This is a genomic window from Streptomyces sp. NPDC046465, from assembly GCF_040646035.1.
Classification (GTDB): domain Bacteria; phylum Actinomycetota; class Actinomycetes; order Streptomycetales; family Streptomycetaceae; genus Streptomyces.
Window position 1 is genome coordinate 147,177 of the sequence record NZ_JBEYZK010000016.1, and the last position, 15,792, is coordinate 162,968.

The following is a 15,792-nucleotide window of genomic DNA, read 5'->3' on the forward strand; positions in this document are numbered from 1 at the left end:
GTCGGCGCCGTCATCATCACGATGGGCAACCGGCCGCAGGAGCTGCGCGCCCTCCTCGACTCGGTCGCCAAGCAGGACGGCGACCCGGTCGAGGTGGTCGTGGTCGGCAACGGCGCCCCCGTGCCCGAGGTTCCCGACGGCGTCCGCACCGTCGAGCTGCCCGAGAACCTCGGCATCCCCGGCGGCCGCAACGTCGGCATCGAGGCCTTCGGCCCCGGCGGCACCGACGTCGACATCCTGCTCTTCCTCGACGACGACGGCCTGCTCGCGAACATGGACACGGCCCAGCTGTGCCGCGAGGCCTTCGCCGCCGATCCGGAGCTCGGCATCATCAGCTTCCGCATCGCGGACCCGGAAACGGGGGAGACCCAGCGCCGCCACGTGCCGCGCCTGCGGGCCTCCGACCCGATGCGCTCCTCGCGCGTGACGACCTTCCTCGGCGGCGCCAACGCCGTCCGTACGAAGGTCCTCGCCGAGGTCGGCGGTCTTCCCGGCGAGTTCTTCTACGCGCACGAGGAGACCGACCTCGCCTGGCGCGCGCTGAACGCCGGCTGGATGATCGACTACCGCTCCGACATGGTCCTGTTCCACCCCACGACGGCCCCCTCCCGGCACGCGGTCTACCACCGGATGGTGGCCCGCAACCGCGTGTGGCTGGCCCGTCGCAACCTCCCCGCACTCCTTGTCCCGGTCTACCTCGGCGTCTGGATGCTTCTCACCCTCGCCCGACGCCCCTCGGGCCCGGCCCTCAAGGCCTGGTTCGGCGGCTTCAAGGAGGGCTGGACCACGCCCTGCGGACCTCGCAGGCCGATGAAGTGGCGTACGGTGTGGCGGCTGACCCGACTCGGTCGACCTCCTGTCATCTGACAAGCTCGGGTCTGAGAGCATTCGGGCCATACCCCGGTCCCTGGCCCACGCCTACGCCCGACCGGCTGCGCATCTGAAGACGAAAGTTTCCACTCGTGAGTGAGACAACGCATGACGGCGGAGTCGCGGTGACCGCGTCTCCGTCGCCCGATGACGGGCTCTCCCGATCCGAACTCGCCGCCAAGTACGGTCTGACCGTCAGCGGCGCCCGGCCCGGACTTTTCGAGTACGTCCGCCAGCTCTGGGGACGACGCCACTTCATCCTCGCCTTCTCCCAGGCGAAGCTGACCGCCCAGTACAGCCAGGCCAAGCTCGGCCAGCTCTGGCAGGTGGCGACGCCGCTCCTGAACGCGGCGGTCTACTTCTTCATCTTCGGGCTGCTCCTCGGCGCGCGGAAGGGCATTCCGCACGAGATCTACGTGCCCTTCCTGGTGACGGGCGTCTTCGTCTTCACCTTCACGCAGAGCTCCGTGATGGCGGGCGTACGGGCGATCGCCGGAAACCTCGGCCTGGTCAGGGCCCTGCACTTCCCCCGGGCCTCGCTGCCGATCTCCTTCGCGCTCCAGCAGCTCCAGCAGCTGCTGTTCTCGATGATCGTGCTGGTCGTGATCATGGTGGGGTTCGGGATCTACCCGGCCTTCTCGTGGCTGCTCGTGGTGCCCGCCCTCGCCCTGCAGTTCGTCTTCAACACCGGGCTCGCGCTGATCTTCGCCCGGATGGGCAGCAAGACGCCGGACCTGGCGCAGCTGATGCCGTTCGTGATGCGCACCTGGATGTACGCCTCGGGCGTCATGTTCAGCATCCCCGCGATGCTCGCGGACAAGAAGGACGTGCCCAGCTGGATCGGGGACGTGCTCCAGTGGAACCCGGCCTCGATCTACATGGACCTGATCCGCTTCGCACTGATCGACGACTACGGCTCCTCCTACCTGCCGCCGCACGTGTGGATCTTCGCCGTCGGCTGGGCGGTCGTGATCGGCGCCGTCGGCTTCGTGTACTTCTGGAAGGCTGAGGAGCGCTACGGCCGTGGCTGACGACAACATCACCGACAAGGGGCACATCCCCACCGTCATCGCCGACGAGCTGCACATCGTCTACCGCGTCAACGGCGCGAAGACGGGCAAGGGCAGCGCCACCTCCGCGCTGAGCCGCATGCTCCGGCGCGGTGAGGAGCGCGGCGTCCGCAAGGTGCACGCCGTGCGCGGCGTCAGCTTCACCTCCTACCGCGGCGAGGCCATCGGGCTGATCGGCTCGAACGGCTCCGGCAAGTCCACGCTCCTGCGTGCCATCGCCGGGCTGCTCCCCGCCGAGCAGGGCAAGGTCTACACCGACGGCCAGCCCTCGCTGCTCGGTGTCAACGCGGCCCTGATGAACGACCTGACGGGCGAGCGCAACGTCATCCTCGGCGGGCTCGCGATGGGCATGTCGCGCGAGCAGATCCGGGAGCGCTACCAGGAGATCGTCGACTTCTCGGGCATCAACGAGAAGGGCGACTTCATCACCCTGCCGATGCGCACCTACTCGTCCGGCATGGCGGCCCGGCTGCGCTTTTCCATCGCGGCGGCCAAGGACCACGACGTCCTGATGATCGACGAGGCCCTGGCCACCGGCGACCGCAAGTTCCAGAAGCGTTCCGAGGCCCGCATCCGCGAGCTCCGCAAGTCGGCCGGCACGGTCTTCCTGGTCAGCCACAACAACAAGTCGATCCGCGACACCTGCGACCGCGTCCTGTGGCTGGAGCGCGGCGAGCTGCGCATGGACGGCCCGACCGACGAGGTCATAAAGGAGTACGAGAAGTTCACGGGCAAGTAGCCCGTTCGAGCCATCGGACGCCCACCCGTTCGGCAGCAGTGCCCCGCCAGGAGGAATCCAGCGGGGCACTGTCATGACATGGTGTCCCCCTGGGCCACTCGGGTCACTCAACTCGCGTGTGCCCAGGGAAGATTGAGGCCAATCGGTGTGTTGTCGTGATGCGCCGAACACCCCGACGATGGCTGAGTGGTTGTACAACGTAAGCTGTAGCAGTGCTGATTCGCGGCAAGTGGGGCGATATCGCGCGGCGCCCCGGCTCGGAGCACGGTCCACCTCGGAGAGAGCTGGGCGGCGTGTCCGAAATAGGATGTATTGGGTCGGCAGTGTAGAACGGGAGATGTGACGGCAATGGCTACGGATGATCTCCAGCTCCGCGATGCATCCGCCGTCCTCGACAAGGCCGCGGACGAGAACTTCCCGGTGGCTCCTTTCTTTCTGCCCCGGGCCTGGCGCGACGACCTCATGGCCGTCTACGGCGTCGTCCGCCTCATCGACGACATCGGCGACAGCGACCTCGCGCCCGGCGCGGCCCACGCCCGGTACCTCGGCGTCGACGGCCCCGGTGCCCCCGATGACCCACTGCCCCTCCTGGACGCCGTCGAGGCCGATCTGGGCAAGGTCTTCGGCGGCGCGGAGCCCGGCCACCCCCTGGTGCGGGCCCTTGCGCCGGCCGCCGAGCGCGGGACCCTGACGGTGGATCCCTTCCTGGGTCTGCTCGAGGCCAACCGCCAGGACCAGCGCGTCACCCGCTACGAGACCTACGACGACCTCGTGGCGTACTGCGCGCTCTCCGCGAACCCGATCGGCCGGCTCGTCCTGGCCATCACCGGTACGGAGAGTCCCGAGCGCATCCGCCGCTCGGACGCCGTCTGCACCGGGCTGCAGATCGTCGAGCACATCCAGGACGTCGCCGAAGACCTGCGGCGCGGCCGCATCTACCTGCCGGTTGAGGACATGAAGCAGTTCCACGTGAGCGAGTCAGATCTGTCCCGGCCGACAGCGGGTGCCTCGGTGCGCGCCCTGGTCGCATTCGAAACGGAACGCGCCCGCCGCCTCCTGAATGAAGGCACCCCCCTGGTGGGTAGCGTCCACGGCAGGCTGAAGCTGCTGCTTGCCGGGTTCGTGGCAGGGGGGAGGGCGGCGGCCCGGTCGATCGTCGCCGCGGGATACGACGTACTGCCCGGACCACCCAGACCCACCAAGCCACGCATGCTGCGCGAGGCGGGTGCAGTTCTGCGAGGAGAGGGGTGAGCCGGGCAGTGGAGACGGATCCGCGCGTGTCCGCGTCGGTGCTCGCCGCGTACAGCTACTGCGAGGCCGTGACCGGACAGCAGGCACGCAACTTCGCGTACGGCATCAGGCTGCTGCCGACGCCGAAGAGGCGGGCCATGTCCGCGCTCTACGCGCTCTCGCGGCGGGTGGACGACATCGGCGACGGCGGGCTCGCGTTGGAGACCAAGGCGGCCCGGCTCGACGACACCCGGGCCCTGGTCGCCCGGATCCGCGCGGGTGAGGTGCACGAGGACGACACCGACCCGGTGGCGGTCGCCCTCACGCACGCGGCGACCCACTTCCCGATCCCGATGGACGGCCTCGACGAACTCATCGACGGCGTCCTCATGGACGTACGCGGCGGGACGTACGAGACGTGGGAGGACCTGAAGGTCTACTGCCGCTGCGTGGCGGGGGCGATCGGACGGCTCTCGCTCGGAGTGTTCGGTACCGAACGGGGGGCGCTCCACGCCGAGCGGGCGCCGGAGTATGCCGACACGCTCGGCCTCGCGCTCCAACTGACCAACATTCTCCGGGACGTTCGCGAGGACGCGCAGGACGGGCGGACGTACCTGCCGGCCGACGACCTCGCCAAGTTCGGCTGCTCCGCCGGGTTCGCGGGAGCCGAGCCGCCCGCCGGTTCCGACTTCGCGGGCCTCGTCCACTTCGAGGTGCGCCGCGCACGGGCCCTGTTCGCCGAGGGCTACCGCCTGCTGCCCATGCTTGACCGGCGCAGCGGCGCCTGCGTCGCGGCCATGGCCGGCATCTACCGCAGGCTGCTCGACCGCATCGAGCGTGATCCCGAAGCGGTGCTGCGCGGCCGCGTCTCGCTGCCCGGCCGCGAGAAGGCGTACGTCGCCGTGCGCGGGCTGTCCGGGCTCGACGCGCGGAGCGTGTCACGACAGACCGTCTGGAGGCGTGCGTGATGCGCATCCGGAGTGATCGTGGGGCGGCTGGGGCGACGTCCGCAAAGCGGCGGGCAACCCTCCGCTCCGCGGCCGCGTCCCAGACTGCAACGGCCGAAGGGGTGGGTGCATGAAGAGCGAGGACATGCAGCCCGAAGGGGCGGACGTGGACGCCGAAGGCCGCTCCCCGGGGGCGGCCGCCGTAGTGGTCGGCGGCGGCCTCGCGGGCGTCACCGCCGCGCTCGCGCTCGCCGACGCGGGCCTGCGCGTGACGCTGCTCGAAGGGCGGCCGCGGCTCGGCGGGCTCGCGTTCTCCTTCCAGCGCGGCGCACTGACCGTCGACAACGGCCAGCACGTCTATCTGCGCTGCTGCACCGCCTACCGGTGGTTCCTCGACCGCGTCGAGGGCACGCACCTCGCGCCCCTGCAGGAACGTCTCGACGTGCCCGTCCTCGACGCCGACCGGAACCGGCTCGGACGTCTTCGGCGGGCCGCGCTGCCCGTACCGCTGCACCTGGCGGCGAGCCTCGCCACCTATCCGCATCTGTCGGTCGCCGAGCGCGCCAAGGTGGGGCGCGCGGCGCTCGCCCTCAAGGGGCTCGACCCGACCGACCCCGCGCTGGACGGCCAGGACTTCGGCAGCTGGCTGGCCCGGCACGGCCAGTCGCCGCGCGCCATCGAGGCCCTGTGGGACCTGGTGGGCGTCGCGACGCTCAACGCCGTCGCGGGAGACGCCTCGCTGGGGCTCGCCGCGATGGTGTTCAAGACCGGGCTGCTCTCCGAACCGGGCGCCGCCGACATCGGCTGGGCCCAGGTGCCCCTCGGTGATCTGCACGACAAACTCGCCCGCAAGGCGCTCGACGCCGCGGGAGTCCGTACGGAACTGAAGACACGAGTCACCTCCATCTCCCGTACGGACAACGGTGGTTGGCGCGTGGAGGTTCCCGGCGAGACCATCGAGGCCGACACCGTCGTGCTCGCCGTGCCGCAGCACGAGGCGCACGACCTCCTGCCGGACGGCGCGCTCGACCGGCCCGAGGAGCTGCTCGACATCGACACCGCGCCGATCCTCAACATCCACGTCGTATACGACAGGAAGGTGCTGAAGCGGCCGTTCTTCGCCGCACTCGGCTCCCCCGTGCAGTGGGTCTTCGACCGGACCGAGGCGTCCGGCCTTACCGAGGGGCAGTACCTGGCGCTCTCCCAGTCGGCCGCCCACGACGAGATCGACGCGCCCGTCGCCGCGCTCAGAGAGCGCTATCTGCCCGAGCTGGAGCGGCTGTTGCCCGCGGCGCACGGCGCCGAGGTGCGGGACTTCTTCGTCACCCGCGAGCGCACGGCGACGTTCGCGCCCACGCCCGGCGTCGGCAGGCTGCGCCCCGGTGCCCGCACCAAGGCCCGCGGTCTGTACCTCGCGGGCGCGTGGACCGCCACCGGCTGGCCCGCGACCATGGAGAGCGCCGTACGCAGCGGCATCAGCGCGGCCGAAGCCGCCCTCTCCACCCTCGACCGCCCTCGTGACCACCTCTTCGCGTTCGAGGAGGCGGCGGCGTGAAGCTCGACCTTCTGGGGTCAGGTCCCCAGAGAACCAGCACCGGAACAAGAGGAGAAACTGTGCCGACTGTGCCCTCGGCCGAGAAAACGGCTGCCGACACGGTGGACGTGACCTCACTGCTCGAGCAAGGAAGGACGCTGGCCACCCCGGTGCTGCGGGCCGCGGTGGACCGTCTCGCGCCGCCCATGGACACCGTGGCCGCCTACCACTTCGGCTGGATCGACGCCGAGGGCAACCCGTCCGACGGCGACGGCGGCAAGGCCGTGCGTCCCGCGCTCGCCCTGCTCTCCGCCGAAGCGGCGGGCGCGCCCCCCGAGGTCGGCGTGCCCGGCGCGGTCGCCGTCGAGCTCGTACACAACTTCTCACTGCTGCACGACGACCTGATGGACGGCGACGAGCAGCGCCGCCACCGCGACACCGTGTGGAAGGTGCACGGCCCCGCGCAGGCCATCCTCGTCGGCGACGCCCTCTTCGCACTCGGCAACGAGATCCTCCTCGAACTCGGCACCGTCGAGGCGGGCCGCGCCACCCGCCGCCTCATCACCGCCACGCGCGCGCTGATCGACGGCCAGGCGCAGGACATCAGCTACGAGCACCGCGACCGGGTCACCGTCGAGGAGTGCCTGGAGATGGAGGGCAAGAAGACCGGCGCCCTGCTCGCCTGCGCCGTCTCCATCGGCGCCGTGCTCGGCGGCGCGGACGACCGCACCGCCGACACCTTGGAGAAGTACGGCTACCACCTCGGCCTCGCCTTCCAGGCCGTGGACGACCTGCTCGGCATCTGGGGCGACCCGGAGGCCACCGGAAAGCAGACGTGGAGCGATCTGCGTCAGCGCAAGAAGTCGCTGCCCGTGGTGGCCGCGCTCGCCGCGGACGGCCCCGCGTCCGAGCGGCTCGGCGAGCTGCTCGCCGCGGACGCCAAGAGCAGCGAGTTCGAGAACTTCTCCGAGGAGGAGTTCGCCGCGCGCGCCGCCCTGATCGAGGAGTCGGGCGGCCGCGAGTGGACCGCCAAGGAGGCCCGGCGCCAGCACGCCATCGCCATCGAGGCGCTGGACGGTGTCCGGATGCCGGAGCGGGTGCGGGCGCAGCTCGTCGCGCTCGCCGACTTCGTCGTCGTACGAGAGAGATGAGCGTTATTGCGCGGACATCCGGGAGCTCCGGGGTGTGACCCCCTGGACACCCAGGCAGTCGCCGGCCGGCGCCCCGCGTCGGCCGACGGCGGACCCACAGCAGACGTAGCCACCGCACTGCACGAAGGGGAAGCCATGACAGCGACGACCGACGGAAGCACCGGAGCGGCCACGCCCCGCGCAGCCTCGGCCAGCCGACCGACCGAATCCGTGGACCGGGCCGATACGACCGTCGCGACGTCGGACCCCCGCGAAGCCGCCGCGGGCGCCATGCGCCGCTCCACGGCGTACCTGCTCTCCCGGCAGGATGCCCAGGGGTGGTGGAAGGGCGACCTCGAGACCAATGTGACCATGGACTCCGAGGACCTGCTGCTCCGTCAGTTCCTCGGGATCCGGGACGAGCCGACCACGCGCGCCGCCGCGCTGTTCATCCGCGGTGAGCAGCGCGACGACGGCACCTGGGCCACCTTCTTCGGCGGGCCCGGCGAACTCTCCGCCACGATCGAGGCGTACGTCGCGCTGCGCCTGGCCGGCGACCGGCCCGACGAGGCGCACATGGCGAAGGCCTCGGCGTGGATCCGCGAGCGCGGCGGCATCGCGTCGGCCCGGGTCTTCACCCGGATCTGGCTCGCCCTCTTCGGCTGGTGGAAGTGGGACGACCTGCCCGAACTCCCGCCGGAGCTCATCTACTTCCCCCACTGGGCGCCGCTCAACATCTATGACTTCGGCTGCTGGGCGCGGCAGACCATAGTGCCCCTGACCATCGTCTCCGCCAAGCGGCCGGTACGCCCCGCACCCTTCGCCCTGGACGAGCTGCACACCGACGCGCGCGCGGCGAACCCCACCAAGCCCCTTGCCCCCGTGGGCAGTTGGGACGGCCTCTTCCAGCGGCTCGACAAGGCGCTGCACGTCTACCGCAAGGTCGCGCCGCGCTTCGTGCGCAAGGCCGCGATGAACAGCGCGGCCCGCTGGATCATCGAGCGGCAGGAGAACGACGGCTGCTGGGGCGGGATCCAGCCGCCCGCCGTCTACTCGATCATCGCGCTCCACCTGCTCGGCTACGACCTGGACCACCCCGTCCTGAAGGCCGGGCTCGCCTCCCTCGACCGGTTCGCCGTGTGGCGCGAGGACGGCGCCCGCATGATCGAGGCCTGCCAGTCGCCCGTGTGGGACACCTGCCTGGCGACCATCGCGCTCGCGGACGCCGGACTGCCCGCGGACCACCCGCAGTTGGTCAAGGCCGCGGACTGGATGATCTCCGAGCAGATCGTGCGGCCGGGGGACTGGTCGGTGCGCAGGCCCGCCCTGACGCCGGGCGGCTGGGCTTTCGAGTTCCACAACGACAACTACCCGGACATCGACGACACCGCCGAGGTCGCCCTCGCGCTGCGTCGGGTCGCGCACCCGGACAAGGCGCGCCTGGAGAACGCCATCGAGCGCGGCATGCGCTGGACCCTCGGCATGCAGTCGAAGAACGGCGCCTGGGCCGCCTTCGACGTCGACAACACCAGCCCCTTCCCCAACCGGCTGCCGTTCTGCGACTTCGGGGAGGTCATCGACCCGCCGTCCGCCGACGTCACCGGCCACGTGGTCGAGATGCTCGCCGTCGAGGGCAAGTCCCACGACCCCCGCACCCGGCGCGGCATCGAGTGGCTGCTCGCCGAACAGGAGGAGAACGGCGCCTGGTTCGGCCGCTGGGGCGTCAACTACATCTACGGTACGGGCTCGGTGGTGCCCGCCCTCGTCACGGCGGGCCTCCCCGCCGCGCACCCGGCGATCCGGCGCGCGGTGAAGTGGGTCGAGTCGGTGCAGAACGACGACGGCGGCTGGGGCGAGGACCTGCGTTCCTACCGCGACCGGGGCTGGGTCGGGCACGGCACGTCGTCCGCCTCGCAGACCGCCTGGGCGCTGCTCTCACTGCTCGCGGCGGGCGAGGGCGGGTCCAGGTCGGCGGAGCGGGGCATCGCCTGGCTCGTCGAGAACCAGCGCCCGGACGGCTCCTGGGACGAGCCGTACTTCACCGGCACCGGCTTCCCCTGGGACTTCTCCATCAACTACCACCTGTACCGCCAGGTGTTCCCGCTCACCGCGCTCGGCAGGTACATCAACGGGGAGCCCTTCGCGAAAGGCCCCGCCGCACATCCGGTCAAGGGCGGCTGATGGACCGGACCCCGGCCGCGCGGCCGAGCCCCCTGCCGCTGCTGATCGCCTGCGCGCTCGGCATCGAGCGCCTCGCCCTGCGCACGGGTGACCGCAGCGGCGCCCCCCGGCCCATGACGGTGTTGCGCACCGGCATGGGCCCCAAGAACGCCGAGCGCGCCGTCAGCGACGCGCTCGGCGAGGAAACCCTGCGCGACGCGGCCGTCCTGGCCACCGGCTTCTGCGCCGGACTCGCCCCCGGTATGCGCCCCGGCGACCTCGTCGTCGCCGAGGAGACCAGGGACGCGCGCGGCAGCACCGCCTGCACGGGGGCCGGTCTGCTGGTCGAGGAGCTGGCGCGGGCCCTGCCCGGACGCGCCGTGCACACCGGACCGCTCACCGGCTCGGACCACGTCGTACGGGGCCAGGAGCGCGGCGAGCTCCTGGCCACCGGCGCGATCGCGGTGGACATGGAGTCCGCCGCGACACTGCGCTGTGCCGTACGCGCCGGAGAGCGGCCCGTTGCCGCCGTCCGGGTGGTCGTGGATGCCCCTCAGTACGAACTCGTCCGCATCGGCACGGTGCGCGGTGGAATATCGGCTTTCCGCGTTCTTCGTGCCGTGCTTCCCGCTTTTTTCGAATGGCACCGTTCTTCTTTGCTCCCTCGGAGGTGAGCCAGATGGCCATGCCGCTGCGCCAGACCGTCAAGGTCGCGACGTATCTCTTTGAACAGAAGCTCCGCAAGCGTGACAAGTTTCCTTTGATCGTCGAGTTGGAGCCGCTCTTCGCGTGCAACCTCGCGTGCGAGGGGTGCGGAAAGATCCAGCACCCGGCCGGTGTGCTCAAACAGCGGATGCCGGTGGCCCAGGCAGTGGGCGCCGTCCTCGAGTCCGGTGCGCCGATGGTGTCCATCGCGGGCGGCGAACCGCTGATGCACCCTCACATGGATGAGATCGTGCGGCAGTTGGTGGCGAAGAAGAAGTACGTCTTCCTCTGCACCAACGCCATGCTGCTGCGCAAGAAGATCGAGAAGTTCACGCCTTCCCCGTACTTCGCGTTCGCCGTGCACATCGACGGCATGCGGGAGCGGCACGACGAGTCCGTCGCGAAGGAGGGCGTGTTCGACGAGGCGGTGGAGGCCATCAAGGAAGCCAAGAGGCGCGGTTTCCGGGTGACCACCAACTCCACCTTCTTCAGCAACGACACGCCGCAGAACATCATCGAGGTCCTCAACTTCCTCAACGACGAGCTGGAAGTCGACGAGATGATGCTCTCGCCCGCCTACGCCTACGAGAAGGCGCCCGACCAGGAGCACTTCCTGGGCGTCGACCAGACCCGTGAGCTCTTCAAGAAGGCCTTCGCGGGTGGCAACCGGCGGCGCTGGCGCCTGAACCACTCGCCGCTGTTCCTCGACTTCCTGGAGGGCAAGGCGGACTTCCCGTGCACCGCGTGGGCGATCCCGAACTACTCGCTCTTCGGCTGGCAGCGCCCCTGCTACCTGATGAGCGACGGGTACGTCCCCACGTACAAGGAGCTCATCGAGGAGACCGACTGGAGCAAGTACGGCCGCGGCAAGGACCCCCGGTGCGCCAACTGCATGGCGCACTGCGGCTACGAACCGACCGCCGTCCTCGCCACCATGGGCTCCCTCAAGGAGTCCATCAGGGCGGCGCGCGAGACGGTCTCGGGGAACCGCGGGTGACGTACGTGAACGGGCGGGCCGGGGCACTCCGTCAGGGGTGCCCCGCGTCGCCGTGAGCTGAGCAGAACCAGAGAGGGGGCCCGAGCATGACCATTCTCGAGACCATCCGGGGGCCGCGGGACCTGAAAAGGCTTTCCGAGGCCGAGCTCGACGAACTGGCGGGAGAGATCCGGGAGTTCCTGGTGCACGCGGTCGCGAGGACGGGCGGCCATCTCGGGCCCAATCTGGGGGTGGTGGAACTCTCCATCGCGCTCCACCGGGTCTTCGAGTCGCCCGTCGACCGGCTCGTGTGGGACACCGGCCACCAGAGTTACGTGCACAAACTGCTCACCGGACGACAGGACTTCTCCAAGCTCCGCGGCAAGGGTGGCCTCTCGGGCTACCCCTCCCGCACGGAGTCCGAGCACGACATCGTCGAGAACAGCCACGCCTCGACCGCGCTCGGCTGGGCGGACGGCCTTGCCAAGGCGCGCCAGGTCCTCGGCGAGCGGGGCCACGTCGTCGCCGTCATCGGGGACGGCGCGCTCACCGGGGGCATGGCCTGGGAGGCGCTCAACAACATCGCGGCGGCGAAGAACCGACCGCTGATCATCGTGGTGAACGACAACGAGCGCTCGTACGCGCCGACCATCGGCGGGCTCGCCAACCACCTCGCCACGCTCCGTACGACGGACGGCTACGAGCGGGTGCTCGCCTGGGGCAAGGACATACTCCAGCGCACCCCCGTCGTCGGGCAGCCGCTGTACGAGTCGCTGCACGGCGCCAAGAAGGGGTTCAAGGACGCCTTCGCGCCGCAGGGCATGTTCGAGGACCTCGGGCTCAAGTACGTGGGGCCGATCGACGGGCACGACATCGGCGCCGTCGAGTCGGCCCTGCGACGCGCGAAACGCTTCCACGGGCCCGTGCTCATCCACTGCCTGACTGACAAGGGCCGCGGCTACGAACCCGCGCTCGCCGACGAGGCAGACCGCTTCCACACCGTGGGCGTCATGGACCCGCTCACCTGCGAACCGCTCGCGCCCTCCAACGGGCCGTCCTGGACCTCGGTGTTCGGGGACGAGATCGTCCGCATCGGCGCCGAGCGCGAGGACGTCGTCGCCATCACCGCGGCCATGCTGGGCCCGGTCGGCCTGACCAAGTTCGCGGAGGCCTACCCCGACCGGGTGTGGGACGTCGGCATCGCCGAACAGCACGCCGCGGTGTCCGCCGCCGGGCTCGCCACGGGCGGCCTCCATCCGGTCGTCGCCGTCTACGCCACCTTCCTCAACCGCGCCTTCGACCAGCTCCTCATGGACGTCGCGCTGCACCGGTGCGGGGTCACCTTCGTGCTCGACCGGGCGGGGGTCACGGGCGTCGACGGCGCCTCCCACAACGGCATGTGGGACATGTCCATCCTGCAGGTCGTGCCGGGGCTGCGGATCGCCGCGCCGCGCGACGCCGACCAGTTGCGGGCGCAGTTGCGGGAGGCGGTCGCCGTGGACGACGCGCCGACGCTGCTGCGGTTCCCCAAGGAATCCGTGGGGCCCGCGATCCCCGCCGTGGACCGGCTCGGCGGCATGGACCTGCTCCTTGCGGACGCCGACCCGGACGTGCTGCTCGTCGCGGTCGGTGTGATGGCGCCGGTCTGCCTGCAGGCCGCCGAGCTGCTCCGGGCGCGCGGACTGCGCTGCACCGTCGTCGACCCGCGCTGGGTCAAGCCGGTCGACGCCGAGCTGCCCGGCCTCGCCGCGCGCCACCGCCTTGTGGCGGTCGTCGAGGACAACAGCCGCGCCGCCGGGGTCGGCGCGGCGGTCGCGCTGGCCCTCGGCGAGGCCGAAGTGGACGTGCCCGTACGGCGGTTCGGCATCCCCGAGCAGTTCCTCGCGCACGCCAAGCGGGGCGAGGTCCTCGCCGACCTCGGGCTCACCCCGGTCGAGATCGCGGGACGGATCGGTGCCACGCTCGCGGCCAAGGAGGGCGTACAGGAGCAGGGTGCAGGCAAGGAGTACAGCGGTTCAGGCAAGGGGTACAGCGGTTCAGGCAAGGAGTACAGCGCATGACCAAGGAGTTCGACCTCGGCCGCCTCCTCGCCGAGCGGGGCGCCGAGCGGTACGAGCTGCACACGCGGCACCTCAACCACCAACTGCCGCGCATGCTGCACACCATCGGCTTCGACAAGGTCTACGAGCGGGCCGAGGGCGCGTACTTCTGGGACGCGCAGGGCAACGACTACCTCGACATGCTCGCGGGCTTCGGCGTGATGGGCCTAGGGCGGCACCACCCCGTCGTACGCAAGGCGCTGCACGACGTCCTCGACGCCTCGCTCGCCGACCTCACCCGCTTCGACTGCCAGCCGCTGCCCGGCCTGCTCGCGGAGCGGCTGCTCACGCACAGCCCACACCTTGACCGGGTCTTCTTCGGCAACAGCGGCACGGAGGCGGTCGAGACGGCGCTGAAGTTCGCGCGCTACGCGACCGGGAAGCCGCGGGTGCTCTACTGCACGCACGCCTTCCACGGACTGACCACCGGCGCGCTCTCCGTCAACGGCGAGGACGGATTCCGGGACGGCTTCGCGCCGCTCCTGCCCGACACGGCGGTGCCGCTCGGCGATCTGGACGCGCTGCGCCGGGAGCTGCTGAAGGGCGACGTCGCCGGGCTGATCGTCGAGCCCATCCAGGGCAAGGGCGTGCACGAGACGCCGCCCGGATACCTGCGCGCGGCCCAGGAGCTGCTGCACCGGCACAAGGCGCTGCTGATCGCCGATGAGGTGCAGACCGGTCTCGGCAGGACCGGCGACTTCTACGCGTACCAGCACGAGGAGGGCGTCGAGCCCGATCTGGTCTGTGTCGCCAAGGCGCTCTCGGGCGGCTATGTGCCGGTCGGCGCGACGCTCGGCAAGGACTGGATCTTCAAGAAGGTCTACTCGTCGATGGACCGGGTGCTCGTGCACTCGGCGAGCTTCGGCTCGAACGCGCAGGCCATGGCGGCGGGGCTCGCCGTGCTCTCCGTACTCGAGGACGAGAAGGTCGTCGAGAACGCCCGGGTCACCGGGGAACTGCTGAAGTCCCGGCTGGCCGCGCTCGTGGACCGCTACGAGCTGCTGAGCGAGGTGCGCGGCCGGGGCCTGATGGTCGGCATCGAGTTCGGGCGGCCCAAGTCGCTGAAGCTGCGCGGGCGCTGGACGATGCTGCAGGCCGCCCGCAAGGGACTGTTCGCGCAGATGGTCGTCGTACCGCTGCTGCAGAAGCACCGCATCCTCACCCAGGTGTCCGGGGACCATCTGGAGGTCATCAAGCTGATCCCGCCGCTGACCGTGGGGGAGAAGGAGGTGGACCGTTTCGTGGCCGCCTTCACGTCGGTGATGGACGACGCGCACAGCGGCGGCGGCCTGATGTGGGACTTCGGCAGGACGCTGGTGAAGCAGGCGGTCGCCAACCGCTGAGAGCCGTCCGCCACCCGGCGGAGCTGTCGAATTTTGCCTCCCGGGCAAGAAATTTGCCCGGGAGGCAACACTCTGGCTCAATCAAGGTATGAGCCCTGCCGAGCCCACGGAGCACCAGCCCACGGAGCCCGAGCCCACGGAGCCCGCCCCCGGGACCGCCGCGCCGCCACCGGCGGCCGACGCACTGCCCGCCGTGGCGCCCCAGCTGCGCGAACTGCGCCGCCGGGCGTCCCTCACGCTGGAGGCCGCCGCCCGTACCGCGGGGCTCTCGCCCGCCCATCTCTCCCGCCTGGAGACCGGCCAGCGCCAGCCCTCGCTGCCGATGCTGCTCACGCTCGCACGCGTCTACGGTACGACGGTCTCGGAGCTGCTCGGCGAGACGGTCGCGGACCGGGACGCGGTCGTCCGCGCTCCGGACATGGAGCCGACCCGGGCGGGCGGCTGGACCTACTGGCAGGCGGGCGCCTCGGGACGCGGCATGCAGGCGCTGCGCGTGCACGTGCCGCACGGGGCGCAGGGCGACATCGTGCGCGTCCATCCCGGCGAGGAGTGGCTGTACGTCCTGACGGGGCGGCTGCGGCTGCACCTCGGGGACACCGTGCACCTGCTCGAACCGGGGGACAGCGCGCACTTCGACTCGCTGACCCCGCACCGCATCGCCGCCGCCGAGCGGGGCGGCGCCGACTTCCTCTTCGTCCACACCTTGCTGCAGAGCCCCGCCACCGCGCTGTGCCTCGGCGGCCCCACCCAGGGAGAACCGACATGACGGAACCGGAACAGCAGGCGCCCCTTCAGCCGGAGCAGCCCGCCCGCAATACCGTGCCCGCCCGCAATACGATGCAGGAGAAGTTCCCCCGGGCGCTCTGGGTCCGGCTGATCATCTATGTGGCGGTGGGCCACATCTTCGCGGCCTTCGTCTATCTGCTGTTCGAGCTGGGCGCGAAGAACCAGTAGAAGGACCAGTAGAAGGACCGGTAGGGGGGCCGCTC

The 15,792-nt window shown here is 70.7% G+C and carries 14 protein-coding genes; all 14 read left to right on the forward strand.

The window, feature by feature from the left end:
• The first annotated feature begins 21 nt into the window (after positions 1 to 21).
• Complete coding sequence (locus ABZ953_RS25205; protein WP_361727758.1) at positions 22 to 867, forward strand: glycosyltransferase; 846 nt, start codon at positions 22 to 24, stop codon at positions 865 to 867.
• Positions 868 to 962: 95 nt separating this feature from the next.
• Positions 963 to 1,901 (forward strand): ABC transporter permease, encoded by a 939-nt coding sequence (locus ABZ953_RS25210; RefSeq protein ID WP_361727589.1) that lies wholly within the window; start codon positions 963 to 965, stop codon positions 1,899 to 1,901.
• On the forward strand, positions 1,894 to 2,679 hold the full coding sequence (locus tag ABZ953_RS25215; protein WP_361727591.1) for an ABC transporter ATP-binding protein: 786 nt from the start codon (positions 1,894 to 1,896) through the stop codon (positions 2,677 to 2,679). The genes ABZ953_RS25210 and ABZ953_RS25215 overlap by 8 nt, the downstream gene beginning before the upstream one ends.
• 348 nt (positions 2,680 to 3,027) lie before the next feature.
• On the forward strand, positions 3,028 to 3,930 hold the full coding sequence (gene hpnC, locus ABZ953_RS25220; RefSeq protein WP_361727593.1) for a squalene synthase HpnC: 903 nt from the start codon (positions 3,028 to 3,030) through the stop codon (positions 3,928 to 3,930).
• Positions 3,927 to 4,877, forward strand: coding sequence for a presqualene diphosphate synthase HpnD (hpnD, locus tag ABZ953_RS25225; RefSeq protein ID WP_361727595.1), 951 nt, complete (start codon positions 3,927 to 3,929; stop codon positions 4,875 to 4,877). The genes hpnC and hpnD overlap by 4 nt, the downstream gene beginning before the upstream one ends.
• Before the next feature lie 124 nt (positions 4,878 to 5,001).
• Complete coding sequence (gene hpnE, locus ABZ953_RS25230) at positions 5,002 to 6,411, forward strand: hydroxysqualene dehydroxylase HpnE (RefSeq protein ID WP_361727760.1); 1,410 nt, start codon at positions 5,002 to 5,004, stop codon at positions 6,409 to 6,411.
• Positions 6,408 to 7,541 carry a polyprenyl synthetase family protein gene (locus ABZ953_RS25235; RefSeq protein ID WP_361727597.1) on the forward strand — a complete coding sequence of 378 codons (1,134 nt, stop codon included), beginning with the start codon at positions 6,408 to 6,410 and terminating at the stop codon, positions 7,539 to 7,541. The genes hpnE and ABZ953_RS25235 overlap by 4 nt, the downstream gene beginning before the upstream one ends.
• A gap of 135 nt (positions 7,542 to 7,676) precedes the next feature.
• Positions 7,677 to 9,701, forward strand: coding sequence for a squalene--hopene cyclase (gene shc, locus ABZ953_RS25240; protein WP_361727599.1), 2,025 nt, complete (start codon positions 7,677 to 7,679; stop codon positions 9,699 to 9,701).
• Positions 9,701 to 10,354: a 1-hydroxy-2-methyl-2-butenyl 4-diphosphate reductase gene (locus tag ABZ953_RS25245; protein ID WP_361727601.1), complete on the forward strand. Its 654-nt coding sequence runs from the start codon at positions 9,701 to 9,703 to the stop codon at positions 10,352 to 10,354. Before shc ends, ABZ953_RS25245 begins: the two co-directional genes overlap by 1 nt.
• A 5-nt stretch (positions 10,355 to 10,359) precedes the next feature.
• On the forward strand, positions 10,360 to 11,382 hold the full coding sequence (gene hpnH, locus ABZ953_RS25250) for an adenosyl-hopene transferase HpnH (protein WP_361727603.1): 1,023 nt from the start codon (positions 10,360 to 10,362) through the stop codon (positions 11,380 to 11,382).
• Positions 11,383 to 11,468: 86 nt separating this feature from the next.
• Entirely contained in the window at positions 11,469 to 13,421 is a 1,953-nt protein-coding gene (gene dxs / locus ABZ953_RS25255) for a 1-deoxy-D-xylulose-5-phosphate synthase (protein ID WP_361727604.1), read from the forward strand.
• Complete coding sequence (locus ABZ953_RS25260; RefSeq protein WP_361727606.1) at positions 13,418 to 14,803, forward strand: aspartate aminotransferase family protein; 1,386 nt, start codon at positions 13,418 to 13,420, stop codon at positions 14,801 to 14,803. Before dxs ends, ABZ953_RS25260 begins: the two co-directional genes overlap by 4 nt.
• 88 nt (positions 14,804 to 14,891) lie before the next feature.
• On the forward strand, positions 14,892 to 15,569 hold the full coding sequence (locus ABZ953_RS25265; protein ID WP_361727608.1) for an XRE family transcriptional regulator: 678 nt from the start codon (positions 14,892 to 14,894) through the stop codon (positions 15,567 to 15,569).
• Positions 15,570 to 15,640: 71 nt separating this feature from the next.
• Positions 15,641 to 15,757 (forward strand): DUF6126 family protein, encoded by a 117-nt coding sequence (locus ABZ953_RS25270; RefSeq protein ID WP_361727762.1) that lies wholly within the window; start codon positions 15,641 to 15,643, stop codon positions 15,755 to 15,757.
• Positions 15,758 to 15,792: the final 35 nt, after the last annotated feature.

What these genes read in the sequence shown, in the direction of transcription:
- ABZ953_RS25205 (WP_361727758.1), top strand. Translation starts at nt 22, where the DNA reads ATGGGCAACCGGCCGCAGGAGCTGCGCGCCCTCCTCGACTCGGTCGCC.
- hpnC (WP_361727593.1), top strand. Translation starts at nt 3,028, where the DNA reads ATGGCTACGGATGATCTCCAGCTCCGCGATGCATCCGCCGTCCTCGAC.
- hpnE (WP_361727760.1), top strand. Translation starts at nt 5,002, where the DNA reads ATGCAGCCCGAAGGGGCGGACGTGGACGCCGAAGGCCGCTCCCCGGGG.
- shc (WP_361727599.1), top strand. Translation starts at nt 7,677, where the DNA reads ATGACAGCGACGACCGACGGAAGCACCGGAGCGGCCACGCCCCGCGCA.
- ABZ953_RS25245 (WP_361727601.1), top strand. Translation starts at nt 9,701, where the DNA reads ATGGACCGGACCCCGGCCGCGCGGCCGAGCCCCCTGCCGCTGCTGATC.
- hpnH (WP_361727603.1), top strand. Translation starts at nt 10,360, where the DNA reads ATGGCCATGCCGCTGCGCCAGACCGTCAAGGTCGCGACGTATCTCTTT.
- dxs (WP_361727604.1), top strand. Translation starts at nt 11,469, where the DNA reads ATGACCATTCTCGAGACCATCCGGGGGCCGCGGGACCTGAAAAGGCTT.
- ABZ953_RS25260 (WP_361727606.1), top strand. Translation starts at nt 13,418, where the DNA reads ATGACCAAGGAGTTCGACCTCGGCCGCCTCCTCGCCGAGCGGGGCGCC.
- ABZ953_RS25265 (WP_361727608.1), top strand. Translation starts at nt 14,892, where the DNA reads ATGAGCCCTGCCGAGCCCACGGAGCACCAGCCCACGGAGCCCGAGCCC.
- ABZ953_RS25270 (WP_361727762.1), top strand. Translation starts at nt 15,641, where the DNA reads ATGCAGGAGAAGTTCCCCCGGGCGCTCTGGGTCCGGCTGATCATCTAT.